The 26,402-nt window shown below is 71.6% G+C and carries 14 protein-coding genes; 4 read left to right on the top strand and 10 right to left on the bottom strand.

Translation table 11 applies throughout. The features are described from left to right. Positions 1-268 precede the first annotated feature (268 nt). From ACZ5DC_RS17580 to ACZ5DC_RS17555, 6 genes are all read right to left on the bottom strand, one after another. Positions 269-1,267, bottom strand: coding sequence for a DNA polymerase Y family protein (locus ACZ5DC_RS17580; RefSeq protein ID WP_468653641.1), 999 nt, complete (start codon positions 1,265-1,267; stop codon positions 269-271). Beyond that, entirely contained in the window at positions 1,264-4,785 is a 3,522-nt protein-coding gene (locus ACZ5DC_RS17575) for a DNA polymerase III subunit alpha (RefSeq protein ID WP_468653639.1), read from the bottom strand. Before ACZ5DC_RS17575 ends, ACZ5DC_RS17580 begins: the two co-directional genes overlap by 4 nt. A 201-nt stretch (positions 4,786-4,986) precedes the next feature. Further along, positions 4,987-5,889: a S1 family peptidase gene (locus ACZ5DC_RS17570; protein ID WP_366750664.1), complete on the bottom strand. Its 903-nt coding sequence runs from the start codon at positions 5,887-5,889 to the stop codon at positions 4,987-4,989. 190 nt (positions 5,890-6,079) lie between these two features. Further along, complete coding sequence (locus ACZ5DC_RS17565; RefSeq protein WP_468653637.1) at positions 6,080-6,877, bottom strand: DUF1684 domain-containing protein; 798 nt, start codon at positions 6,875-6,877, stop codon at positions 6,080-6,082. Between the two features lie 145 nt (positions 6,878-7,022). Further along, positions 7,023-8,783, bottom strand: a complete 1,761-nt coding sequence (locus ACZ5DC_RS17560) for an FAD/NAD(P)-binding protein (RefSeq protein WP_468653635.1) — start codon at positions 8,781-8,783, stop codon at positions 7,023-7,025. Then, the gene (locus ACZ5DC_RS17555) at positions 8,780-9,637 is read right to left on the bottom strand and encodes an amino acid ABC transporter permease (RefSeq protein WP_468653633.1); all 858 of its coding nucleotides are present in this window, start codon (positions 9,635-9,637) and stop codon (positions 8,780-8,782) included. The genes ACZ5DC_RS17560 and ACZ5DC_RS17555 overlap by 4 nt, the downstream gene beginning before the upstream one ends. Positions 9,638-10,079: 442 nt before the next feature. Here ACZ5DC_RS17555 and ACZ5DC_RS17550 point away from each other — a divergent pair, with 442 nt between their 5' ends. Next, positions 10,080-11,015: an ABC transporter substrate-binding protein gene (locus tag ACZ5DC_RS17550; RefSeq protein WP_468654181.1), complete on the top strand. Its 936-nt coding sequence runs from the start codon at positions 10,080-10,082 to the stop codon at positions 11,013-11,015. 19 nt (positions 11,016-11,034) lie between these two features. On the opposite strand, the gene ACZ5DC_RS17545 is transcribed toward ACZ5DC_RS17550, so the two are convergent. Further along, positions 11,035-12,105, bottom strand: coding sequence for a phage baseplate protein (locus ACZ5DC_RS17545; protein ID WP_468653631.1), 1,071 nt, complete (start codon positions 12,103-12,105; stop codon positions 11,035-11,037). A 412-nt stretch (positions 12,106-12,517) separates the two neighbouring features. On the opposite strand from ACZ5DC_RS17545, the gene ACZ5DC_RS17540 reads away from it, so the two are divergent. Continuing rightward, on the top strand, positions 12,518-19,369 hold the full coding sequence (locus tag ACZ5DC_RS17540; RefSeq protein WP_468654179.1) for a polymorphic toxin-type HINT domain-containing protein: 6,852 nt from the start codon (positions 12,518-12,520) through the stop codon (positions 19,367-19,369). 337 nt (positions 19,370-19,706) lie between these two features. On the opposite strand, the gene ACZ5DC_RS17535 is transcribed toward ACZ5DC_RS17540, so the two are convergent. Further along, on the bottom strand, positions 19,707-20,972 hold the full coding sequence (locus ACZ5DC_RS17535; protein WP_468653629.1) for a DUF5685 family protein: 1,266 nt from the start codon (positions 20,970-20,972) through the stop codon (positions 19,707-19,709). Between the two features lie 266 nt (positions 20,973-21,238). On the opposite strand from ACZ5DC_RS17535, the gene ACZ5DC_RS17530 reads away from it, so the two are divergent. Beyond that, positions 21,239-21,676 (top strand): cell division protein SepF, encoded by a 438-nt coding sequence (locus ACZ5DC_RS17530; protein WP_103812297.1) that lies wholly within the window; start codon positions 21,239-21,241, stop codon positions 21,674-21,676. Between the two features lie 39 nt (positions 21,677-21,715). Here the strand turns inward: ACZ5DC_RS17530 and ACZ5DC_RS17525 are convergent, their stop codons facing one another. Then, positions 21,716-22,906: an acyl-CoA dehydrogenase family protein gene (locus ACZ5DC_RS17525; RefSeq protein ID WP_468653627.1), complete on the bottom strand. Its 1,191-nt coding sequence runs from the start codon at positions 22,904-22,906 to the stop codon at positions 21,716-21,718. A 112-nt stretch (positions 22,907-23,018) separates the two neighbouring features. Further along, positions 23,019-24,656 carry an MFS transporter gene (locus ACZ5DC_RS17520; protein WP_468653625.1) on the bottom strand — a complete coding sequence of 546 codons (1,638 nt, stop codon included), beginning with the start codon at positions 24,654-24,656 and terminating at the stop codon, positions 23,019-23,021. A 260-nt stretch (positions 24,657-24,916) separates the two neighbouring features. Here ACZ5DC_RS17520 and ACZ5DC_RS17515 point away from each other — a divergent pair, with 260 nt between their 5' ends. Further along, on the top strand, positions 24,917-26,200 hold the full coding sequence (locus ACZ5DC_RS17515; protein ID WP_468653623.1) for a glycosyltransferase family 39 protein: 1,284 nt from the start codon (positions 24,917-24,919) through the stop codon (positions 26,198-26,200). Positions 26,201-26,402 lie beyond the last annotated feature (202 nt).

The raw sequence follows: 26,402 nt of genomic DNA, 5'->3' as shown, positions 1-26,402 counted from the left end.
CGGCTCACGGGAGGTGCACGGCCTAACCCTGTGATCCGGATCACGGGATGCTGTTCACTCGTCAAGTTACGGGCGAGTAGTGCACGTGTGAAGTTACGCGTCAGTAAAAACTCGCGGTGCTAACCGGGGATCTCCGCCGGGACGCCGGACGCGGCGTCACCAGGCCGGACGGATCGGCCCCCGGGGCGCGGCCCGCGCCAAGTGGCCCCGCGGCGCGCGCACATGGCCCTCACCCGGCAGAACCGCCACCCGGCCGGTGGCACTCGCCTCACGCCGCCGTGGGCCGACCGGGGGCGCACGCCAGGGCCAGCGTCCCCGGCACCACCGCCCGCGGCCCGAACTTCGCCCGCACCCGGTCCGCGACCTCCTCGACGCGGCGGACCTTCTCGTCCACGGGGTCGAAGGTGAGCTGGTGGGAGGCCTGGCCGGCGGAGGTCAGGCCCTCGGCGCGCAGGGCGAGCGCGCGGACCCGGGCGCGTTGCAGGCCGAGCGCCTCGTACATGCCGTAGGCCGCCCTGGTCAGGTCCGCGGAGTGCGCGGTCGGCTCCCGCAGGGTGCGGCTGCGGGTGGTCGAGGAGCGGTCGGCGTAGCGCACGGTGAGGGTCAGGGTGCGGCAGACCTTCTCCACCGCGCGCAGCCGGGAGCCGATTTCCTCGGCGGCCGACAGCAGCGCCCGGCGGTGCCGGCCGGGGTCCAACTCGTCGATGCCGAAGGCCCGTTCCGTCACCAGCGACCGCGAGACGGCGTTCGGGACGACCCGGCCGCGGTCGATGCCGCTCGCCTTCTCCCGCAGCTCCCGGCCCGCCTTGGCGCCGAGCAGCCGCTGGAGCGTGGACAGCGGCGCGGCGGCGACCCGGCCCAGGGTGTCCAGGCCGTACTCGTCCAGGGTGCGGGCGGTCGCCGCGCCGACGCCGGGCAGCGCGGCGACGGGCTTGCCGGCGAGGAACCCGGCGACCGCGTCCTCGGGCACCGCGCGGGTCACCCCGGGCCGGGCGTGGCGCAGTGCCACGCGGGCCAGCATCGGGCCCGGCCCGGCGCCGATCGCGCAGTCGACGCCGTACCGCGCGAGGGCCCGCACCCGGATCACCGAGGCCAGCTCCACCGCGCCGCGCCCGAAGTACCGCTCGGCGCCGCGCAGATCGGCCAGCGCCCCGTCCGGCGGCAGCGCCTCCACGACCGGCGTGAACTCCTCCAGCAGGCCGAGCAGTTCCGGCAGGGCGGCCTCGTGCGCCGGCGGCAGCTGGAAACGTACGCAGAGGATGGTCATCCCGCACTCCCCGGGCTCTGGTGCCACAACTTCCTCACCGACGCCGGCCCTTGCGCGGCGTCCTGGCCCGCGGGCCGCAGATCGGCCCAGGGGTGCATCTCGTACCCCGTGGGCATGCGGATCGTCCGGTCCGCCATCCGGTCACGGGCCGCGGAGCCGGCCGGCGCGGGCAGCCCCTCGGAACCGGCGAGCCGGGCCCGCAGCGGACCGCCGTCGCCCCCGTCCGGCGTGCCGTCCGCGCCGGACGGTCCGGCCAGCCGGGCCGCGACCCCGTCGAGTCCCTCCTCCTGGCGCACCTCCACCAGTTCGGCGAGGTTCCAGGCGGCGGAGCCCACCACGCTCAGGCTGCGCGGACCGCGCCGCTGCACCACTCCGCGCACCAGCAGCAGCCAGGAGTGGAAGACGGTGTGGGCGCAGGCGTCGTGCGAGTCGTCGAAGAAGGCCAGGTCCACCAGTCCCGTCCCGTCGTCCAGGGTGGAGAAGATGACCCGCTTGCCGGAGCGGATCGGCGGGGTCTGGGTGGCTGCCTTGGCGCCCGCGACCAGCACGGTCTCGCCGTGCCGGGCCTCGCGCAGCCGGCGCGCGGAGACCACGCCCAGCTCCTGGAGGAACTCCCGGTGGTCGTCCATCAGATTGCGCGAGGCGTCCATGGACAGCACGCCCAGCTCGGCGCTGAGCCGCTCCGCCGAGGTCAGGTCGGGCAGCCCGGCCGGCGCGGTCTTCCGTCCGCCGGCCAGAGGCAGCTGGCCACCGCCACCGCTCCGGGCGCCACGGTGCAGCTCGGTCAGGTGCAGTTGCAGATCGCGCCGGTTGGCGCCGAAGGCGTCCAGCGCGCCCACCTGCGCGAGCCGCCCGGCGAGCGGCCGGCTGGGCCGGGCCCGCTCCCAGAAGTCCACCAGCGAGGAGTACGGCTGCCCCTCCGCGATCCGTTCCGCCTCGGCCTCGCTGATGCCGTGGACGTCACGGAGCGCGAGCCGCAGCCCCCACGCCGCCGGTGATTCAGACACCAGTTCGATCCTGTGGGCGGCCCCGGAGACGTTCACGTCCAGCGGCAGGATCGGCACCCCGCGCCGCCGCGCGTCGGCCAGCAGCAGCCGCTTCGGGTACATCCCGGGGTCGTGCGTGAGCAGCCCGGCGTAGAAGGCGGCGGGGTGATGGGCCTTCAGCCACGCCGACTGGTAGGTGGGTACGGCGAAGGCGACGGCGTGCGCCTTGCAGAAGCCGTAGGACCCGAACGCCTCCACGATCTCCCAGGTCCGCCCGATCGTCTCCGCGTCGTACCCCTTGGCCGCCGCCCGCTGGGCGAACCACACCCTGATCCGCCCCTGCGACTCGGGATCGGACAGCCCGCGCCGCACCCGGTCGGCCTCGCCGCGCCCGCAGCCGGTCATGATCGAGACGATGTCGATGACCTGCTCGTGGAAGACGACGACCCCGTACGTCCCCTTCAGCGGCTCCTCCAGGTCCGGGTGCGGGTAGCGCACCGGCGCCCGCCCGTGCCGCGCCTCGATGAACGGCCGCACCATGTCGGCGGCGACCGGGCCGGGCCGGAACAGCGAGATGTCGACGACCAGGTCGTGGAAGCCGGCGGGCTGGAGCCGCCCCACCAGGTCCCGCTGCCCCGGCGACTCGATCTGGAAGCACCCGAGGGTCTCGGCGGACCGGATCAGCCGGTACGTCTCCGGGTCCCCCGGCTCCACCGCGTCCAGGTCGATCCGCTCCCCGCTCGCCCGCTCCACCTCGGCGACCGCGTGCGCCATCGCCGACTGCATCCGCACGCCCAGCACGTCCAGCTTGAGCAGCCCGAGGTCCTCCACGTCCTCCTTGTCGAACTGCGACATGGGCAGGCCCTCACCGCTGGTCGGCACCACGGGCGTACGGGCGAGCAGGGACGCGTCCGACAGCAGCACCCCGCACGGGTGCATGGCGGTCCCGCGCGGCAGGGCGTCGAGCGCCTCGACCAGTTCCCACAGCCTGCCGTACTTCTCCCCTTCCCGCTGGAGCTCCCCCGCCAGCCGCTTCAGCTCGGGCAGTTCCTCCAGCGCCGCGCGGGCGTCGCGCGCCCGGATGTGCGGGAAGGACTTGGCGATCCGGTCGATCTCGGCCGGGTCCATGGACAGCGCGGCGCCCACGTCCCGGATCGCGTGCCGGACCCGGTAGGTCTCCGGCATGGAGACGGTGGCGACCCGCTCGGTGCCGAACCGGCCGATGATCGCCCGGTAGACCTCCAGCCGGCGCGCGGACTCCACGTCGATGTCGATGTCCGGCAGCACCACCCGCTCCTTGGACAGGAAGCGTTCCATCAGCAGCCCGTGCTCGACCGGGTCGGCGTGCGCGATGCCGAGCAGGTGGTTGACGAGCGATCCGGCCCCGGAGCCGCGGGCGGCCACCCGGATCCCCCTCTCCCGGACGTCGTCGACCACCTGGGCCACCGTCAGGAAGTAGGAGGCGAAGCCGTGGTGGGCGATGATGTCCAGCTCCTGGTGCATCCGCTCCCAGTACGCGCGCCGCCCGCCGTACCCGAGCCGCAGCATCCCCTCCGCCGCCCGCGAGGCGAGCGCGCGCTGCGCGGTGCGCCGGCCGGCGCCGACGAGGTGCGCCTCGGGGAAGTGGACGGTGCCGATGCCGAGGTCGTCCTCGGGGTCCACGCGGCACTCGGCGGCCGTCGCCAGGGTCTGTTCCAGCAGCCGGTGGGCACTCTCCCGCCGGAACCCGGCGGCCTCCACGACCCGCTCGGCGACGCCCAGCATCGTCTGCGCGTCCTTCAGCCACGCCTCCCCGGAGTCCAGCTCGCCCCGGGGGTCGACCGGCACCAGCCGCCGCGCGGCGTCCAGCACGTCGGCGACCGGCCCCGCCCCGGGATCGGCGTACCGGACGGCGTTGCTGAGCACCGGCCGCACCCCCTGCTCGGCGGCGAACCCGACGGTGCGGGCCGCCAGCCGCAGGGAACCGGCCCCCGTGCCGGTACGGCCGTGCCAGACGGCCTCCAGGCGCAGCGCGTCGCCGTGGATCTCGCGCCACGCCGCGAGCAGTTCGGCCGCCCGGTCGGGCCGCCCGGCAGCGAGCGCGCGCCCCACGTCCGAACCCGGCCCGAGCAGCACCACCAGACCGTCGCCGTGCCGGCCCGCCCAGGGCAGCAGCGGAGAGCCCCCGCCCTCGTGCGCCGCCGTGACGAGCCGGCACAGGCCGGCCCACCCGCGGGCGCCGTCCCGGGCGAGGAAGGTCGCGCGGGGGGCCGACTCGTCCACGAAGGCGCCTCCGCGCACCGGCGTCCGCCGCCGGTCACGGCGTACGGACTCCGCCGTCGCCACGGCCAGGTCCACTCCGAACAGCGGACGGACGCCCGCGCCGGCGCAGGCCTTGGCGAAGCGCACCGCCCCGGCGAGGGTGTCGCGGTCGGTCAGGGCGAGGGTGTCCATCCCCCGCTCGGAGGCACGTTCGGCCAGCCGCTCCGGGTGGGACGCCCCGTACCGCAGGGAGAACCCGGAGACGGTGCGCAGATGCGCGAAGCCCGGCACGCACACCTCCCGCACTCGTGAGCCCCGAACGGCTCTCGAACATCAGTTCCCAGTTTCCCCACTCCCACCATACCCTCATTCCCGAACATGTGTACGACACTCGTTCGAGCGTCCCTCACCTGCGCAAACGCACCAGGAAGCCCCCGCGCGCCGTGTGCGCGCGGGGGCTTCCCGGTGTCGTCCGTCAGCGGAGAAGGGCCGTCAGAAGACGTGCACCCCGTAGGCGCTCAGCGCCTCGGTGACCGGCTGGAAGAAGGTCGTACCGCCGGAGGTGCAGTCACCGCTGCCGCCCGAGGTCAGACCGTAGGCCGTGGTGCCGCCGTACAGCGGGCCGCCGGAGTCGCCGGGCTCCGCGCAGACGGTGGTCTGGATCAGGCCGGAGACGATGTCGCCGCCGCCGTAGTTGACCGTGGCGTTGAGCGCGGTGACGCGGCCGCTGTGCGTGCCGGTCGTGGACCCGCGGCGGTAGACGGTCGTGCCCACGGAGGGCGTGGCCGCGCTGGTGATGTCCTGGCTGCCCACGGCGCCGGACTTGGCCACCGAGCTGTTGGTGTACCGCACGATGCCGTAGTCGTTGCCGGGGAAGCTGGAGCCGGCCGTGGTGCCGAGCGTCGTGCTGTGGGAGGAGTTCGACCACCAGGTGCCCGCGCCGTCGGTGCAGTGCCCGGCGGTCAGGAAGTAGTAGTTGCCGCTGGAGTCCTGCACGTTGAAGCCCAGCGAGCAGCGCCAGCTGCTCGCGTAGATGGCGTCGCCGCCGGAGATCAGCTTGTTGAACGTGCCCGGCGTGTGCTTGACGACCAGGGCGTCGGCGTTGGCGCCGGCCTGCTTCTTGATCTTGGCGATCTCGGCCTGGGACACCGTGCTGTCGACGGTGACGACGACGCGGCCGGTCTTGCTGTCCACCGCCCAGGCGGTGCCGGGGATGTCGGCCTGGCGGACGGAGTCGCTCGCCTTGGTGAGCTGGGTGGCGCTGAAGGTGTGGACGTCGCTGGCGTTCGCGGTGGGGGCGGCGAACGCGGCGGCGGCCAGGAAGCCGGTGGCCACGGCGGTCAGCCGGACCCGTCTCGCCGTACCGCCGCGGGGAGTGGTGCGCTTGATCCTCACTTGTCGTTCCCTCCAAGGGAAGTCGGGGGCCCGCGTGGGGTCGGGGCCCGTGAGGCGCAGCCAGGGGCTCGACCGGATTCGAATATGCATGCCCCTGACAAGCGCTGAGGGGGAGTATTCGGCCGAACGGCCGGTCGGCACAAGGGTGCCTTTCGGCCGTCGGACCCCTCCCCGCGTCCGGCCGGGCCGGCTACGCCGACCGGGACCGGCTCACGTGGCGCTCCCCCGCCTCGACCGCCACGTCCAGCGTGTTGCCGGGGGGCGGGAAGGGGCAGATGAAGTGGTCGGCGAAGGCGCACGGCGGGAGCTGGGCGCGGTTGAGGTCGACGGTCGTGCGCCCCTCGGCGTCCGGGGCCGGCGCGAACAGGAAGCGGAACCGGAAGCTCGTCCCGCCGCTGGTGGCGTCGGCGAACACCGCCCACAGCAGTCCGTCCCCCTGCCGCGCGACCTTCAGCGTCCGCTCCTTGCCGGCCAGGGTGAAGGTGAGTTCCCCGGCGAGGTCGAAGCCGCGCTCGCGGCCGTCCGCGTTGCCGAGCCGGACGGTCCGCGTGGCCTCGTAGGGCGTGAACCGCCCCGGCACCGACCAGCGAGGGTCGTAGGGCCCGGCCTCGATGCCCCGGAAGGCCTGCCGGGCGGCGGAGCCGGGGTCGTACACCCGCACTCCCCAGACGCCCTCGCGCACCAGCACGACCAGCCGCTTCTCGCCGAGCGCGACCCGTGCCCGCGCCTCCGGGCCGCGGTCGGCGGTCAGCTTGACCTCGCCCGCGAAGGGCCGGCCGTCCACGGTCAGGCCGTCGGTCCCGGCGGCGGTGAGCACCACCCCGCCCTCATCCGCCGCCCAGTTCCCGGGAATGTCCGGAATTCGACCATCCGGATAGTCCTCGATCCAGTGCGTCGCGGTCAGCGCGAGCGGCCCGTAGGGCGCCGAGACCCGCTCGACGCGCTGCTCGTGCCACTGCTTCCAGGCGTCGGACGCGTCCGTCGTCATGCCGTCGGTTCCTTTCATCGGTGATCGGCTTTCCCCTGCCAAAGGCACCGGCGAGGGCGGCCCGGGAGGGGAGCGGAGTGTGGAGGCTGACGTTCCGGCGTCCCCGGGAGGCTCTTGTGCGCCGGCCTGATGTCGGCCATGACGCTCATCGCGCGAGTTCCTTCACGAGTGAGCCGCTGAGGGAGGCCAGCACCGCCCGGGCGGTCGCGTCGTTCTGCCGGAACGCGGGCCCGCCGGTGCGGGGGCGGGTGAAGGCGCCGGGGGCGCGGGTGTCGGTGTACGGGCCGAGCGCGAAGCGCCGGGGGTGCGGGCGCCCGGCGCGGTCGAGGACGCGGCCGTCGCCGGGGTCGACCCGGAGCAGCCCGTCGGGGGTCTCGGCCGCGCCGTCGGCGTGCAGTTCGCGCAGCAGGCTGTCGCGGGCGCGCCGGACGGTGGGCGCGGGCAGCCGGGCCTCCACCAGCGCCCGGGCCTCGACGGAGAAGCCCGGCACGGTGGGGCTGGCGGCCCGGAACACCCCGTCCCCGGCGGTGACGGTCATGCCCGCCCCGACGAACCGGAGCAGTCCGGCCCGGGACAGCGCGAGCATCTGCCGCAGCCGGGGTCCGGGCGGCCCGGACGCCAGGTAGCTGAAGAACCCGTGCCACCAGGACCCGATGTCCCCGAGCCGCACCAGCTGCCCGTAGACGGAGAGCAGCCCGAGGAACACCCCGAGGTCCGGGCTGTGGGCGGGATCGTGGCGGCGTCGCAGGTCGTCCTCGATGTAGCCCCTCAGCCCTTCCTGGAAGTCCTCGTGCGAGGCGTACCGCACACCCTCCAGGGGGTGGTCGAGCACGGTGAGGTCGAGCCGGTCGGCCGGGTCCGGTACGGCGGCGGCGACGAGCGCCCGGGTCTCGGCGGGGTCGCCGGCCGCCGCGTACTTCTCCTCGAAGTCGGCCCAGGCCATGGCCGTACGCCCGGGGTGGGCGGTGAACAGCCGGTGGTAGTGGGCGAAGCCCAGCTCCTTCTCGACCAGGGGCCACACATCGCGCCGGAAGTCGAAGCCTTCGGGCCGGGCCAGCAGCTCCGCCACCTCGGCGGGGCCGAGGAAGCGGGGCAGCGGGGGCCGGTCGCCGGTCCAGTCGTAGCCGATCTTCGAGTGGTACGGCACTCCGCGCCGCGAGCCGACGTACAGCACCGGCTCCCGCCCCGAGGGGCGGTACGTCTCCCCCTCGTACCGTCCGCCGCGCCCCTCGGTGAGCAGCACCATCAGGTCGACGAAGGCCAGCCCGAAGCCGCGGACGAGGACGGGTTCGCCGGGCGCCAGCGCGGTCAGGTCGCTGTCGGCGGTGAAGTCGGGCGGCAGGTGCACCAGGCCGTGCTCACGGGCGTAGGCGGACAGCTCTTCCTGCTCGGCGTCGGGTTCGCCGTCCAGGTGGCCCAGGGTGAGGATCACCAGGTCGGCCGGGAGCGGGTGCGGGCTGCCCTCCAGCCACACCCGCTGGCGGCCCTCGCGGGGGCCGTCGACCCGGACCGCGCGGTGGGGGTGGTGGTGGACGGTGACGTTCGGGGGCAGGTCGGCGACGGCCCGTTCGTACACCCAGCGCAGATAGCGGCCCTGGGTGCGGCGGTCGGGGAAGGTGCGGCCGTCCAGCCGGGCCCACTCGTGCAGGGTGGGGCCCTCGCGCACCGGGCCGGCCATGGCCACCGTGTCGTCGGTGAACATGGTGACGTCCTCGGCCTGCGAGTTCATCCACAGCAGCGGTGACTGCGCCTGCCGCCATATGCGCCCGCCGCCGGGCGGGTGGGGGTCGACCAGGTGGATGTCGAGGCCCGGACCGGTGTACAGCTCGGGCGCGTTGGCGGCGAGGCGTTCGAGGAGGCCGGTCCCCCGCGGCCCGGCTCCGACGATGACCAGTTGCTGCCTCATCGGGCGTTCTCCGTGCCGCGCGCGTAGTGCTTCTCGACGAACGTCTGGGCGATGCCCAGCAGGGTGGTGACGAGGGCGTACCAGAGGGTGGCGACCATCAGCAGCGGGATCACCTGATAGGTGCGGTGGTAGATCAACTGGGCGGAGAACAGCAGGTCGTTGACGGCGATGACGCTGACGATCGAGGTGCCCTTGAGGGTGCCGATCAGCATGTTGCCGGCGGGCGGCACGATCGCGCGCATCGCCTGCGGCAGCACGATCCGCCACCAGCGCCGCCACCGGCTCAGACCGAGCGCCTGGGCGGCCTCGATCTGCCCGCGGTCGACCGAGAGGATGCCGCCGCGCACGACCTCGGCGGCGTAGGCGGCCTCGTGCAGGGTGAGGCCGATGATCGCGACGGCGACCGGGCTGAGCAGGTCGACCGTCCGCACGCCGAACACCCGCGGGTACAGCGCGCCGATGTTGAACCACAGCAGCAGCTGCACCAGGATCGGGATGGACCGGAACAGCCACACGTACCCCCAGCTGACCGCCCGCAGCACGGGGTTGGCGGAGAGCCGGAACGCGGCGAGCAGGGTGCCGAGGGCGAATCCCAGGACCATCACGACCGCGGTCAGCCACAGCGTGAGCCACAGCCCGCGCAGGACGGAGTCGGAGGTGAAGTAGTCGCCGACGACGTCCCATTGGAACGCCTTGTTGCGGGCGACGGAGTCGACGGCGAACCCGAGCAGCGCGAGGACGACGACGGCCGCCGCCCACTGGCCGTACCGGCGCTGCGGGACGATCCGCGGCACGTCCGCGGGCCCGGGCGGGTTCGGGACGGTGGGGATCTTGGCGAGGGTGTCCGATGACATGAAGGCTCCGTGACGCGCGTCGCCGAGGACGCGCTGAGTCGTCAGAACGGGTGGTGCCTTCACACGGGGCGCGCCGCCGCACGGCGCGGACACGGCCGAGCCCCTCAGCAGGGCCGTACACCGAGAGTACGGGGGCGTTTCCGTACGCTGTCAAGGTTGTCCGCACTGTGAGCAGTACGTCTCAGCTCGGTTGACGCGGAACCGGATGCCTGTTCCACTTGGCCCATGCATCCGCAGCAGTGGCTGGTCACCCGCTCCCACATCGACTTCGGTCGCGTGTGGTCCTCTTCCTGTTGAGCTGACCCCCTGCTCCCGCCCGTCCGCCGGGCGGGCCCGCTCGCGCTCTCCCGCCGGTTCCCGGCCTGTTCTCCGCCTTCACACGCGCACCCCTCCCCTCGCGTTCCGCACCCCTCCCGCCTCAGGAGACCGCTACCCGATGCGCATGTCCGCTTACCGCCATTTCATGCCCTTTGTCGCCATCACCTCGGCCGCGCTGCTCCTCACCGCCTGTGGCTCCGGCGACCCGGGCGGCACGGACGCCTCCGGGGTGGCGGCCACGTCCGACGAGGTGCCCACCACGGACGTCGTCTCCGCCGTGCGCAAGGACGACGCCGCGGCGAAGCTGCTGCCCGCCGGCACCACGGGCCTCACCGTCGCGGTCAGCGTCGGCGGCACCCCGCCCGGCACCACGTACCTCGCCGACGGCACGACCCTGACCGGTCAGGACGTCGACTTCACCAAGGCGGTCGCCCGGGTGCTCGGCATCAGGCTGAAGATCGAGCAGGCGAGCTTCGAGGCGATCCTGCCCGCCCTGGACAGCGGCAAGTACGACTTCGGCGCGAGCAACTTCGGCGTCACGGACGAGCGCCGCAAGACCATCGACTTCGTCACCTACGTCAACGACGGCCAGGGCTTCGCCACCCGGAAGGACAGCAAGCTCGCGAAGATCACCGATCTGAAGCAGCTGTGCGGCCTGAACGTCGCGACCGGCGCCGGCACGACGTTCGAGGCCACGCTGGAGGCCGGCAAGCACGTGTGCTCCGACGCGGGCAAGAAGGCGTACCGGGTGCAGACGTACGCCGAGCCGAGCGCGATCTGGTCCTCGCTCCAGCAGGGCCGCAGCGACATCGTGATGTCCACGATCAACGGCCTGCGGTACGCCGTGGCGCACCAGCAGGGCCTGAAGTTCCTCAACGAGTACCACCGCCTGGACGTCGGTTTCGCCTTCAAGAAGGGCACGAAACTGGCGCCGGCGTTCCAGGCGGCGGTGAACAGGCTGCTGTCCGACGGCAGCTACGACAGGATCCTCGAGAAGTGGGGCACGACGGGTTCCGCGATCAAGGAGTCCCGTATCAGCCCGCCGGAGCTGAAGGACTGACGCGTTCCCCTCCCGGGCGTCAGACGAGGAGGTCCTTGTAGTAGAAGCTGGCCTTCTTGTCGGTCTGGGTGTCGGATTCCTCGGAGCCGAAGCCGAGGTGCAGGCGGGCGGCGGTGGGGGTGCTGGTGTCGGGGATCTGGACGGCCAGTCCTTCGGGCTCGCGGTAGTAGAGGCTTTCGCCGGCCTTGCTGAGGCGGCGTTCGTAGACGGTGCCGGTGTTCCAGTCGATGGAGGTGACGTAGGTGTTGCTGTCGCTGGTGCGGTGGCCGTCGGTCGCGTCGTAGGTGTAGGCGGTGCCGTCGATGGTGTAGAGGTACTGGCCCATGCTGGTGTAGCCCTGGAAGGTGGGGCCGGTGAGCACGGCGGGCTGGGTGATGGTGGCCAGCGGGGTGAAGGTGCCGGCCTTGAAGGCGGCCAGGTCGTACAGGCTGTACTTCCAGGTGCCGTTGAGGCGGTGGCGGTGGGCGATGCGGTTGGTGACGGGGTCGATGGCGACGGTGTTGTGGTCGGAGCCGGGGACGGGGGTGTAGCGGGTGACCTGTGCGGAGTCGGGCTGCAGGACGGTGCCGTTGGCGAACTTGAAGCGGGCGATCTTCGTGCCGTAGCCGTTGTTCTCGCTGTCGGGTACGGAGTCGCACTCGGTCCACAGGTAGGCGCTGTTGCCGGAGGGTTCGACTCCGATGGAGACGCCGTGTCCGAAGCCTTTGAGGTACATGCGGCCGATGATGTAGCCCTGCCAGTCCAGGCGGGTGATGCACAGGTCGCCGTTCTTGGCCCGGTCGGTGCCGCTGGAGGCCTGTGTCTCGCCGGGCAGGATGCGGCCGCCCTGGATCAACTGGGCGGTGTAGAGGTGCTTGTTGGTGTTGTCGAACGCGAACGACTGCAGGATGCGGGTCTCGTTGAGCGGGATCTCGCGGAACCATTCGTCGGATGCGTCGGTGAGGTCGAAGCGCTTGGAGGTGCTGACGGCCGCGGAGGCGGTGCCGGCCTGGTCGAGGGCGACGGCTCCGACGACGGCCGCTGCCGTCAACCCGCCTGCACCGCGCAGTATCTGGCGCCGGGTCGGACCGCTGGACGGCTCGCGCTTCATGTGATCTCCGGGACGTTGCGTCGGCCCGCGACCGGGGCCTTGATGTGTGCACGATGTGTGCGACGCAGGATTGAACCATGCCGTCCAGGCTCGCGCCAGCCTCGTTTGCCCAGCTCGGAGGACCCGCCAGGACCACGAGAGCAAACGTGATCGAGAACACAACTGTAAACGTGACGTGAAGAGATGGTTGCGGCTCATCGGTCCGTTTTGAGGGGCTGTTCGCTGGCGCCGAGCCCTGCTTAACGTGCAGCGTTGGCCTGGCCTCATGCGGCTTTCACCTCATCGACAGCCCGATGCCACGCGGCCTTTGCTTTGCACACGTGCCGGGACGGTGTCCCGGCCTTCTTCGGGTTGGGGATGGTCCGTGCGACGCGCGCACAGACAAGCAAGAGGCGCCTCCTGGGCGTTGGCCATGGCGCTGGCGGCGTCGTTGCTCGCCGCGCCGGCGGCCCAGGCCGCGGGTGCGGCCAAGGCGACCGCGGCCGGGCGCAAGCAGCCGGTCGACGTGCCCGCGCGGGCGGCCGGGGGTGTGCCGCGTGACGGCGCGGAGCCGACCCAGACCAAGCCGGTCCGGCCGGTGTGGCCCAAGGCGGCGCACGCCCGGCTGGCCCTGTCGGGTCTGAAGCCGGGCAAGACCCTGCCGGTGACACCGGCAGGCGACGCCCCGGACACGGCCGCCGTGCGGGTGGGACCGGCTCCCGCGGCGGCCGTGGCCAGGCAGCGGTCGGCCATCGCGGTGCCCGCCCCCACGGACGTAGACGTCAAGGTCCTGGACCGGACCGGGCTGAAGCGGACGAACGGCATCGGCATGGGCGTCCAGCTCACCCGGCGCGACGGCCGCGGCACGCCCGGCCCGGTGAACGTCACCTTCGACTACTCCACGTTCAGGTACGCCTACGGCGGCAACTTCGCCGCCCGGCTGCGCCTGGTCGCCCTGCCCGCCTGCGCGCTGACGACACCGGAGGCGAAGGGCTGCTCGACGGCCGAACCGCGGCCCGTGCCGGTCCACAACGACCTGGCCAAGGGCACCATCACCGCGACCGTCCAGGCCGACGGCGACCCCAAGCCGTCCATCTCCGTGATCCAGCCGGACCGGACCGCGAAGTCCGCGCTCTCGTCCTCGGCACTGAGCGCCGCCACGGCCTCGGGCGCGACCGTGTACGCGCTGGCGTCGACGTCGTCCTCCGACGCCGGTGACTACCGGGCGTCCTCGCTGAAGCCGTCCGGTTCCTGGAACGTCTCGACCGGTTCGGGCGCCTTCTCGTACAGCCTGCCCCTCGACGTGCCCAAGCCGCCCGCCGGCCAGGCGCCCTCGCTCGCGCTGTCGTACAACTCGCAGTCGGTGGACGCCCTCACCTCCGCGCAGAACACCCAGGCGAACTGGACCGGCCTCGGCTGGGACCTGAGCGGCATCGGTTTCATCGAGCGCCGCTACCGGGGCTGCCAGGACGACGGCACGGGCACCGGCTGGGTCGGCGACCTGTGCTGGGACTCGCCCAACTCCGCCAAGGAGCCGGACGGGGCCGTCTACGTCATCAACTTCAACGGCGTCAGCTCCACCTTGGTCCAGGACGACAACGGCACCGGTTCCTACCATGTGCAGGACGACCCGGGCTGGCGTGTGCAGCACCTGACCGGTGGCCACGGGTCGGACGACGAGTACTGGGTGATCTCCACCCAGGACGGCATGCGCTACTACTTCGGCTGGGGCCGTTCCGAGCGCACCGACGCCGCGACGGACTCGGTGCTGACCGTGCCCGTCTTCGGCAACAACCCGGGTGAGCCCGGCTACAACGGCGGTGTCGGCGTCACCACGCAGGCCTACCGCTGGGGTCTGGACCGGGTCGTGGACGCCGACGAGGTGGAGACCGCCTACTTCTACGACAAGGAGCAGAACCACTACCGTTCGGTGCTCCTCGCCGACCAGGCACGCGCGTACGACTCCGCCGCCTACCCGGTGCGTGTCGAGTACGGCTGGGCCTCCCAGATTCCGGGCGCGCAGCTGCCCGCGAAGGTGGACCTGCGCTATGTGGGGCGCTGTGTGGAGCGGATGGCGGACAAGGATCCGCTGGCGAGCGAGCCGGCGGACTGTCCCGGCATCTCCGATCACCCGGACTCCTATCCGGACGTGCCGACGGACCTGATGTGCGACGGCACGAGTGCCGACGACGGCTGCAAGACGATCAAGGGTGAGACGTACTCGCCGACGTTCTTCGCCACGAAGATGCTGTGGGACGTCAAGACCTACGTGCGCGACGACGACAGCTCCGCGTGGGACCCGGCGATGCAGTACCAGATGAAGTACGGGCTGCCCAACCCCGAAGGCACCATCGACAACACCCTGTGGCTGGACTACATCCAGCGCAAGGGCTACGGCGACGGCACCGACATCACCCTGCCCACCATCAACATCAACGGTGAGTGGCGGGACAACCAGCTCGGCAGCGGTGTGCTGAACTTCCGCCGGGTCACCCAGATCCACCAGGACCTCGGCTCGTTCGTCAACGTCACCTACCGCGACTACGACGCGCAGGACGCCTGCGACATCAACAACCCGCCCAGCGAGTCGAACAACACCCAGGCCTGCTTCAAGCAGCGCTGGGTGCCCGAGGGCGCCACGGACGAGAAGACGGGCTGGTTCAAGAAGTACGTCGTCGCCAAGGTCAGTGTCGACCCCGGCCCGGGATCGGGCTCGGGCAACGACGGCGACCCGGTGATGACGACGACGTACGACTACGTCGGCAAGCCCGCGTGGGCGTTCCCCAACGACCCGCTGACCAAGGACAAGGACGAGTCCTGGACCGACTGGCGCGGCTACCAGCAGGTCGAGGTCCACACCGGCACCAAGTCCAACGCCGCCTCCACCTACTACTGGCTGTACCGCGGCATGGACGGCGACCGCACGGACAAGGACGACCCGTCCAAGACGCGCAGCGTGACCGTGGACGACGGTGACAGCGGCCGCCCGGCGGTGACCGACTCGCCCTGGCTCAGCGGCAAGGTGCTGGAGTCGAGCAACCGCGACGGTTCCGGCCAGTCCCACAAGCGGGTCTGGCACACCTACTGGGTCCACGACACAGCGCAGTACGACGGCCTGCCCGACGCCCGCTTCGTCCGCGACTCCCAGACCACCACGGACGAGCTGACCTCCAGCGGCTGGCGCGAGCACACCGTCAAGAACGAGTACGACGACGCCGAGCCGGCCAGCACCAAGTACGGCCTGCCGATGCGCACCAACGACTGGGGCCTGTCCGGCACCGACGACAACCGGTGCACCACCTACGGCCGCGCCTACAACACCGACTACTTCCCCGGCTCGCAGGTCCAGCGCTGGATGGTGCTGCCCGACGAGACTAGGCACTACGCCGCCGACTGCGCGGCCAGGTCCTCGGCCAACCAGGACGCCTACGCCGTCACCCTGTACGACGACGCGACCTCGGTCGACGCCGACAAGCCGACCGACGGGCACCCCACCACCGTGCGCGCCTACACGGACGCCACGCACTACCGCACGACGACCGCCAAGTTCGACCAGGCCGGCCGGCAGACCTCCACGACCGACGGCAAGCAGAACACCACCACGACGACGTACCAGCCGAACACCTCGTGGCCGGTCGACGGCGTCAAGGTGACCACGCCCGACCCCGACGGCAGCGACGGCCCGGCCGCACCGCAGACCACCACGACCTGGTACTCACGCCTGTGGGGGGTGCCCTACCGCATCCAGGACCCGAACAACCAGACCACGCGCATCGTCCTGGACTCCGTGGGCCGCGTCTCGAAGGTGTTCAAGCCCTCGCAGATCTCCGCCTACCCCGACGGCACGCCCTCGATCGCCTACCGCTACGACCTCACGACCTCGGACAACAGCGAGGGCGTCCCGGACCTGGTCTCCACCGTCCCGCCCAAGGTCACCACGACCACGCTTCAGTCCGCCGGGAAGGTCCTGACCAGCTACGACTACCTGGACGGCCTCGGCCGTGCCCGTGAGACCCAGGTCCCGGCGGCCACCGGCACCGGACGCACCGTGATCTCGACCCGGTACGACACCTCGGGCAACGTCACCGGCACCAGTGCCCCGTTCTACAACTCCGGCGCCGCCGGCTCGGGCATGGTCCTGCCCACCGTGGACACGCTGCCGTCCTACACCGACCTGGTCGTCGACTACGCCGGCCGCACCACCGAGTCCCGGATCATGGCGAACGGCGATCCGCAGGCCCAGGGCCAGACGATCACCAACTACCACGGTGACTACACCACCACGATGCCTCCCACCGGAGAGCGCACCAACACCTACACCGACGTGTTCGGGCAGGTGAGCAAGGTCGTCGAGTTCGGTCCGTCCACGTACACGACGTACTACGAGTACGACCGCAGCGGCCAGCTCTCCAAGATCACCGACTCCAAGGGGAACCTCACCACCTACACCTACGACTGGCTCGGCGAACGCACCGGCGGCAAGGACCCCGACGCGGACCTCAACGGCACGGGTGCCATCACCTACGACGACAACGGAAACGTCGAAACCGTCAAGGACGCGGGCGGCACGGTCCTGACCTACACCTACGACCACCTCGGCCGTCCGCTGACCGTGCAGAACGGCACCAAGGTGCTGACCCGCACCACCTACGACACGGCCACCGGCGGCATCGGCAGGCCGGCCACCTCGACGTCGTACGCGGGCGGTTACGCCTACACCGACAAGGTCGACACCTACGACGCCGACGGCAACGCCACCGAGACGCAGACGACCGTCCCGGCCGACGGAGCGGGCTTCGAGAACACCTACGTCACGAAGTCCGGCTACAACGCGCTGGGCCAGCAGACCAGCGTCACCTACCCGGCCGTCGGCGACCTGCCGCAGGAGACCGTCACCACGCAGTACGACGGCTTCGGCAACCCGGAGAAGGTCACCAGCGACCTGAACAACACGGTCTACGTCGACTCCACCGGCTTCGACCGCGTGGGCCGGCTGAGCGACCGCACCTACGGCACCACGGCCACGACCGGCACCACGGCCAGCCGGTCGTACACCTACGACGACGCCGACGGCACCGGCTGGCTGAAGAACATCACCACCACCAGCAGCACGAAGGGCACCGTCCAGAACGACGACTACCTCTACGACAACGCCGGCCAGACCACCGACCTGGCCGACAGGAACACCGGGCAGCACCAGTGCTACACGTATGACGAGCTGAACCGCCTCAGCCGTGCCTGGACCACCGGGGCGGGCACCGGCTGCGCCGGCCCCTTCTCCCCCGACCTGGCCACCGGCAAGGACCCCTACCAGCTCGACTACACCTACGACGGCATCGGCAACCTCCAGAAGGTCACCAACACCACCGCCACCGGCGCCCAGGTCAACGACTACGTCTACCCCGGCTACTCCGCCGACCAGTCGGCCTACACCGCCGGCGCCGCCCACCCGCACGCCGTGACCTCGGTGAAGACCCCGACGGGCACCGACCTCTACGACTACGACGACGACGGCCGGCTGAAGAGCCGCACCGTCGGCGGGAAGCAGACGACCCTCGTCTGGAACGAGCTGCACCAGGTGACGTCCGCCTCCGGCGCCGCCACCACCGGTTACGTCTACGCCGCCTCCGGTGACCTCCTGGAGCGGAGGTCCACCGACGAGACCGTCCTGTACCTCACGGGCCAGGAGGTCCACAAGGCACCCGGCGCCACCGCGGAGGCCACCCGCTACTACAGCGACGGCACGACGACCGTGGCGATGCGCACCGCGGTGGACAAGACCAGCAGCAAGCTCAGCTGGATCATGTCCGACACCCAGGCGTCGACCCAGCTGACCATCGACGCGGGCACGGGCGCCGCGCAGCGCCGGCGCTACCTGCCCTTCGGCGCCCAGAACGGCGGCACCGCCCTGCCGTCCGGCTCGGACCGGGGCTTCCTCGGCAAGACCGAGGACGACGCGACGGGCCTGTCGATCCTGGGCGCCCGCATGTACGACCCGAAACTGGGCCGGTTCCTCAGCCCCGACCCGCTGAACTCGCCGTACGACCCGCAGTACCTCAACGCCTACTCGTACTCCCTCAACAACCCCGTCACCTACAGCGACCCCGACGGGCTGAGGCCCATCACGGATTGTGAATACGGTTGCGGCAGCGGCGACGACAGCTACCGGGACTGGATGTCCCCGAACGGTGACGGCACCTGGTCGTACCACTACGAGTACTCCCACTACGTCTACAACGGACAGGGGGAGCTGCACAGCGTCGTCAAGACGGGCAGCGACCTGCCCCCGCTCGGCAAGAAGATCGTGTTCAAGCCCCTGGACATCAGCGTCCAGGTGACGGTCATCAAGGCGCTCGCCTCGACCTTCCTGCCCGACCCCAAGGCGTGGAAGGACTGCCTGTCGGGTTCGGGCGTCTCCAGCTGCCTCATCGCCGGCACGGACCTGCCGTGGGGCAAGGCGATGAAGCTGGTGCCCGACTCCGTGCTGAAGAAGGGCGCCAAGGCCGCCGAGGAGTGGGTCGCCAAACTCACCAAGGGGTGCAACTGCTTCCTCGCCGGCACGGACGTCCTGATGGGCGACGGCAAGACGACCAAGGACATCGAGGACGTCAAGGTCGGCGACAGGGTCCTCACCACCGATCCGCAGACCGGCGAGACGACCGCGCAACGGGTGACCCGCCGCATCGCCACCGACACCGACAAGCACTTCAACGAGCTGTCCGTCGCGACCGAGGACGGCATCGAGAAACTGACGGCGACCCACGAACACCCCTTCTGGTCCCCGTCACGACACGACTGGGTCCAGGCCGGCGACCTCAAGCCGGGCATGACCCTGCGCACCGACGACGGCCACACGGTCGTCATCACCGCCAACCGCCCGTTCACGACGCACGCCCGCACGTACAACCTCACGGTCGAGAACGTCCACACGTACTATGTGCTGGCGGGCTCCACTCCGGTTCTTGTTCACAACTCCTCGTGCTGGACGGGGACAGCGACCAAGGGCCCGATGCAGAACGCCCTGGGGCACTGGAAGAAGCACAAGGGTGACTATCCCCATCTCCAGAACGCCAAGCAGTACGTGGAGGAAGCCCAGCGATTCATGAGAAGCCAGGACCCCTGGATCCAGACCAAAGTCCGGGCGAATGGCGACATAGTCCGGTACAACCGAGTCACCGAGGATTTCGGCATCATGACACCCGATGGAAGCATTCGGACGTACTACAAGCCGGATCCGCGGGTTCACGGCTACGCGACGAATCAGGACTACTTCGATGCGCAGTAGCCGGACGGGAACCTCCTGCTTCGTGTGCGGCCTGGTCCAGGATGCGCCTCCGTGGGGAGAGGACGGCGATTCCCCCACCTTTGAGATCTGCGCGTGCTGTGGTGCGGAGTTCGGCTACGAGGATGCCACCGACGCCGGCGTCTTCAGGGCTCGCGCTCGATGGGCTGCGCGCGGTTACACCTGGTCGGATCCCCGGGCGAAGCCAGAGGGGTGGGATCCGGAAAGTCAGCTCGCAAGAGCGCTGAGAGAGACCTGACGAGGGAACAGGCGTCAAATGCCTGACGCCCCGCCGGAGCAGTTCCGGCGGGGCGTCAGGCATTTCATGACGGCACTGGGCTCAGCAACCGTCGCAAGGGCAGCAGCAGTCGCAGCCGTCACAGCCGTCGCAAGGACAGTCGCAGTCCCGGCAGCAGCCCTCCCGCTTCTTCCGGGACCACGGCCCCTCGTATTCCTCCGCGCAGCACATCCTGCACGTGCAGCACAGCGCGAAGAACATCCCGCAGCCCGCCCAGAAACCGCGTCGGCCCTTGACCGGCTCGGGCGGCGGACCGAAGCCGCCCCCGAAACCGCCGCCCCCTCCGAAGCCGCCGCCCCCGCTGGGAGAACCGCCGCCGGCGTACGGATTGCCCGGGACGGGGGCGCCGGCGCCGTACGGCTGACGCGGCACTCCGGCTCCGTACGGCCCCGGCCGCGTCCCCGCGTCGTAGGACCCCCGCGGCCCCCCGTGCCGCCCGGCCGCGCACCCCGGTTCCACCCCGAAGGCGCGGTCCACCGAGCGGCGCAGTTCGTGGACGAGGAGGAGGTGGACGAGCCGGCCGTCATGGAACCCGGTCTCCCGGAGGGCGAGCCGGATGCCGTGCAAGGCGTCGTCGGCGAGCCGGCGCGCCTCGGTGAGGGGCGTGCCGGTGGCGGTGAGCGGGTTCCAGGCACCCGACAGGGCGTCGGCCTCCCGGTCCTCCACCGCGTCCAGCAGGTGGGCGAGCCGGCCGAAGAGACGCCCGGCCTCGGCCAGGGGTCCCGCGTTCTCCGGCCGCCCGGCCAGCAGCGCGGTGTGCGCGAAGGCCGCGGCGGTCGCGGTCTCGGTCGGCTCGGTGACCGTGAGGACCGGAGTGCCGGGACCGGCGAGGGCCTCGACGCCGGGCTGCCGGTCGACGGCGTCGACGAGGACGCCGGTGTCGAAGCCGACCGCCGTCCCGCCGCGCTCCCCGGCCCGGCCCCAGTTCGCCGCGATCCGGCGCGCGGCGGCGGCGACCGGCGCGCGGGCCAGCAGCCCGTCCCGGTCGGCGACATGGTCGCGCACCTTCGCGGAGGCGAGGACGAGGGAGACGGCGGCGGCGAGCCGGGCGCCTTCACCCTGGGTGACGGACGCGGTCCGCATGCCGCGCAGCGCGCACGGTCCGGCCGTGCGGCGGGTGCCGCTCAGCGGGCCCGTCTGAGCTTCCGTCAGGACCGATATGAGGAGCCCGTCGTAATTCGTCACGATCCGCGCGAACTGGCCGTGGTCGCGGCGCAGGGCCAGGCACAGCCCGCACAAGTGCGCCGTCCAGTCGGCCCTGGGCCGCTCACCGAGCCGGTGCGGGCAGGGCCTGACGATTCCGAACACAACATCCCCCGTACTGTGATACGACGTTGGGGTTCACCCGTACGCACCGTGCATCACCCGTCCGCCGCAGACAATCATATTTCACTCTCAGTCAGCAGCCGTATGAGTCTCGCCCCTTGGGGCACAAGGACTCTCGACGGATCCGCTGTGCACCAGTACCGTCACAAACCCCCCGCGCGGCGTCTATCCACTTGGCGAGGCGTCCGCATCATGGATGACCATAGGGATGCGGAAAGCAAGAGAGACCGCTGTGAGAGGAGGCGTCCATGGGATCGGTACGCAAGGCGAGTGCGTGGCTCGGCCTCGTCGACGACAACGATGACGAGCGCTACTACGACGACGACTACTCCGAGGGCACCGAGTCCGGGGACGCCTGGGTCACCGACCCGCGGGTGAAGGTGGCCACGGACACGGCCGAGGACAAGGGCCGCCGGATCGGCACGGTGACCCCGGACAGCTTCCGGGACGCCCGCGCCATCGGCGAGCTGTTCCGGGACGGCGTCCCGGTCATCATGAACCTCACCAACATGGAGCCCGGCGACGCCAAGCGCGTCGTGGACTTCGCGGCGGGGCTCATCTTCGGCCTGCGCGGCTCGATCGACCGCGTCTCGAACCGGGTGTTCCTGCTCACCCCGGCCGACACCGAGATCATCAGCGGCGAGGCGTCCGCCCACCGCTCGGACGGCTTCTTCAACCAGAGCTGAGGCGGGGCCGCCGCACCGGCCCCGCCCCCGCCCCGGTGCTCACCGGAAGGCGTCGAGCCCGGTGAGCGCCTTGCCCAGCACGAGCTGGTGCATCTCGACGGTGCCCTCGTAAGTGAGCACCGACTCCAGATTGGTCGCGTGCCGCATCACCGGGTACTCCAGGGAGATCCCGTTGGCACCGAGGATCGTCCGCGCCGTACGGCAGATCTCGATGGCCTCGCGGACGTTGTTGAGCTTGCCGAAGCTGACCTGCTCCGGACGCAGGCGGCCGGCGTCCATCCGCCGCCCCAGATGGTGGGCAAGCAGAATCCCCTTGTGCAGTTCCACGGCCATGTCGGCGAGCTTGGCCTGGGTGAGCTGGAAGCCGCCGATGGGCCGCCCGAACTGCTCCCGTGACCGTGCGTAGTCGAGGGCCGCCTCGAAGCTGCTGCGGGCGGCGCCCATCGCGCCCCAGACGATGCCGTAGCGGGCGTGCGACAGACAGCTGAGCGGCCCGCGCAGCCCGGTGACCTCCGGCAGCACGGCCGTGGCGGGCAGCCGTACGTCGTCCAGGACGAGCTCGCTGGTGACGGAGGCGCGCAGGGACCACTTGTGCTTGATCTCCGGTGCCGAGAAGCCGGGGCTGTCGGTGGGGACGACGAAGCCGCGGATGCCCTCCTCGGTCTGCGCCCAGACGACGGCCACCCCGGCGACCGAACCGTTGGTGATCCACATCTTGCGGCCGTCGAGCACCCAGTCCTCGCCGTCCCGCTTGGCGCGGGTGCGCATCGAGGCCGGGTCGGAGCCGTGGTCGGGTTCGGTCAGCCCGAAGCAGCCGATCACCTCGCCGGCCGCCATGCGCGGCAGCCACTGGAGCTTCTGCTCCTCGCTGCCGAACCGGTGGATGGCGTACATCGCGAGGGAGCCCTGCACGGAGACCAGCGACCGGATGCCCGAGTCGGCGGCCTCCAGTTCGAGGCAGGCCAGGCCGTACTGGACAGCGCTCGCGCCGGCGCAGCCGTAGCCGGTGAGGGACATGCCGAGGGCGCCGATCGAGCCGAGTTCCCGGGCGAGGTCCCGGATGCCGGGCAGTTCGCCCTTCTCGTACCAGTCGGCGACGTACGGCAGCACACGGTCGGCCGCCCAGGTGCGGACGGTGTCCCGGACGGCCAGGTCCTCCGGCTCCAGCAGGTCGTCGATCCCGAGCGGGTCGGCGGCATCGAACGGGGGCAGCTTCGCGGACGCGGACATGGAACACCCTCCGGAACACGGGACGCCACACGGGACGTCGGCAAAACTAGCAACGCTAGTTACGGCTCTCCGGCCGACGTTACGGTGCAGTGTCCCGCACGTCCAGAGGAGGTCAGGCGCTGACCCGCGGCTTCCCGGCCGCCGCCTCGGCCTCGCGCGGCGACGGCAGCGCGCGCTCGCCGCCCGCCGCTTCGACGCCCGCCTGTTCCTCGCCGCACTGCATGACCCACGGCAGCCGCAGCGCCATCACCGCGCCCAGCAGCAGCAGACCGGCGCTCACCAGCAGCGTCATGTGCAGCCCGTGCACGAAGGAGTCCCGCGCGGTGCGGCGCAGCGCGGCCCCGGCCGTGCCGCCGAGCCGTCCGGCGACCTCGTACGCCTCGGCGAGCGAGTGGCCTGCCGCGGCCGAGGCGGGCCGGGGCACGCCCGGCACCGACCGCAGCCCCGGCGCGTAGGCCGCGTTCATCACACTGCCCAGCAGCGCGATGCCGATACCGGCCCCGAGCTGGTACGACGTCTCGCCGATCGCCGCCGCGCCGCCGGCCTGGTCGGCCGGGGCCTCGCTCAGCATCGACTCGTAGGCCCCGAAGAGCGTGGTCTCCAGGCCGAAGCCCAGCAGCACGAAACCGGCCAGCAGCAGCGTCGGGTCGTCGGTGCCGCCCATGCCCGTCAGCGTCAGCACCGCCGCGGCCGTCAGGCAGAAGCCGAAGCACACCATGCGGCGCGGGCCGAAGCGGCGCAGCATGCGCGCGCCCGCGAGGCCGGCCGCCATCGCGGCGAGCGTGAGGGGCAGCAGTCGCAGGCCGGTCCGCAGCGGGGACAGGCCGAGCACCAGTTGCAGGTACTGGGCGGCGATCAGCTCCAGGCCGACCAGCGCGAGCATGGCCAGCACGATGCAGCCCACCGAGGTGCTGAACGCGGGCCGGCGGAACATGCGCAGGTCCACCAGCGGATGCGCGAGCCGCCGCTGGCGCCGTACGAAGAGGACGAGGAGAGCGGCGCCGGTCAGCAGCGGCAGCACGGTGAGGGGGCTCGCGACCGCCTCGCCGCCGAGCCGCTTCACGCCGAAGACCACGCCGAACAGTCCGGCCGCCGCCATCAGCGCGCCGGTCACGTCCCAGGGACCCTCGCCGTCGCCCCGGGACTCCGGCAGCAGCACCCGGCCCACCGGCAGGCTCACCAGCATCAGCGGGATGTTGACCAGGAAGACCGCGCCCCACCAGAAGTGCTCCAGCAGGAAGCCGCCGAGCAGCGGTCCGACCGCCGCGCCGACCGCGGCGACCGCGCTCCAGACGCCGATGGCCAGGGCGCGCTCGCGCCGGTCGGGGAAGACCTGGCGCAGGATCGACAGGGTGGCCGGCATGATCATGGCGCCGCCGACGCCGAGCAGCGCGCGGGCGGCGATGAGCGTCTCGGCGGTCGGCGCGAACGCGGCCACGGCGGAGGCGACCCCGAACAGGGCGTAGCCGAGCAGCAGGACGCGTCTGCGGCCGACCCGGTCGCCTAGGGTGCCGAAGAGGATCAGCAGCGAGGCGCAGACCAGCGGATAGACGTCGACGATCCAGAGCAGTTCGATGGCGCCGGGCTTGAGGTCCTCGGTGACGGCGGGGACCGCCACGTGCAGCACGGTCGCGTCGAGCGCGACGAGCAGCAGGCTGACGCAGAGCACGACGAGGACGACCCAGCGGTTGGCACCTGCCCCGGGCGCCCGACGGCGCGGCCGTGCGGCAGCCGTGGTCGTCCCGGACATGTACGTACCTCCCAGATGCTCCCTCGTGCGGGGCGGACCGACGGGGCGGGGACCCCCTGTCGTACGGCCGGAGAGAGCGGTGTCTCCGGCCCGCGCGAACCCACGCGGGTGACTCGTCACAGTACGCGAGTCCGCAGCGCGGTCACGTGGCGGACCTCTCACCCACCGGAGGGAACCCGTGTGGCGTACGCCACGTCAGCCCCTCTTGACCCCGACCCCGGCGAGAGGTCCGGTGGGGCGCGCGGTCGATAATCGAGCCCGTGACCGATCTCGCGACGCGCCTGGCTCCGACCCGCGCCCCCCTCCTGCGCCGGGCCGCTCCGGCCCTCCTGGGCTACGCGGCGGTCCGCGCGCTGGGTCTCGTGGTGCTGGCGGTCTGGAGCGCCGCGCGCGGCAAGAGCGCGTTCACCTTGCTGACCGCGCGCTGGGACTCGCTCTGGTACACGCGGGTCGCCGAGCTGGGGTACGGCTACGCGGTGCGGCTGCCGAACGGGGACGTCCACTCCAGCCTCGCGTTCTTCCCGCTGCTGCCCTGGCTGGAGCGGCTGCTGCACGCGGTCACCCCGCTGTCGTACGCGGGGGCCGGGTTCGTGGTGAGCCTGGTGGCCTCGCTCGCCGCCGCGGCCGGGATCTTCGCGGTCGCGGACCGGGTGTACGGCCGTCGGGCCGGGGTGTGCGCGGTGCTGCTGTGGGCGGTGCTGCCGGTCGGGATCGTGCAGTCGATGGCGTACAGCGAGTCGCTGTTCACGGCGCTGGCGGCCTGGTCGCTGTACGCGCTGCTGACCGGGCGCTGGGTGGGCGCGGGCACGCTGGCGGCCCTGGCCGGCCTGACCCGGCCGGTGGGGGCGGCGGTCGTCGCCGCCGTGTGGGTGGCGGGCGCGGTCTCTTTCGGGCGAGAGCGCGACACGTCGGTCTCGGTCGAAGGGGAGGGCGACGCGTCGGTCTCTTTCGGGCGAGAGCGCGACACGCGGCACGCGCCGGGCGCACGCGACGACGGACACGCGCCCGCGCACGGATCCGGCGCGTCCGTCGTCCCGTACGCCCCCGGCCGGCGGCGTGCGCTCGGCATGCTGCTCGCTCCGCTCGGGGCCGCCGGCTACGTCCTCTGGGTCGGCCACCGCACCGGCAAGGGCCCCTTCGGCTATCTGGACGTGCAGGCCGGATGGCGCAACGGGTTCGACGGCGGCTACGCCTTCGCCCGCTTCGTGGCCGACAAGTTCACGTCAGTTCCGTCCGCTCTCGCCGGTCTCGGCCTGATCGCCGGGGTGGCCCTGCTGATCTGGCTGTACGTCACCGGGGTCCGCGCGCGCCAGCCGGTCGAACTGCTGGTCTACACGGGCGTCGTGCTCGCCCTCGCCCTGTGCGCTTCGAGCTACTTCGGCTCCAAGCCGCGGCTGCTGATGCCCGCCTTCCCGCTGCTGCTGCCGCTCGCCCGCGCCCTGGCCCGGCCGCGTACGTCCCGATCGGCCCTGCTCACGGCGGGGTTGGCGGTCGCGGCGGCGGTCTACGGGGCCTTCTGGCTGAACGGCTCCGGCCCCCCGTGACCGGCCGGGCCGTCCGATGACGTCCCGGAGAATTGCGTGCCAGGACCGGGTTAACACATTCATAAGCGCCATATAAACAACACCCGGCATGATCAAAGGAATTGGCCCGATCGGACTCACAGGATTGCGGAATCCCGAGAATTCGGACCGCCCTTGAGAGGTTTCCCACATCACATCGTCATCACAAAGACGCTGTTTCGAC

It is taken from the genome of Streptomyces sp. NPDC031445 (assembly GCF_055581365.1).
Note: the sequence above shows the minus strand (reverse complement) of the source record. Positions and strands in the feature narration are given on the sequence as shown.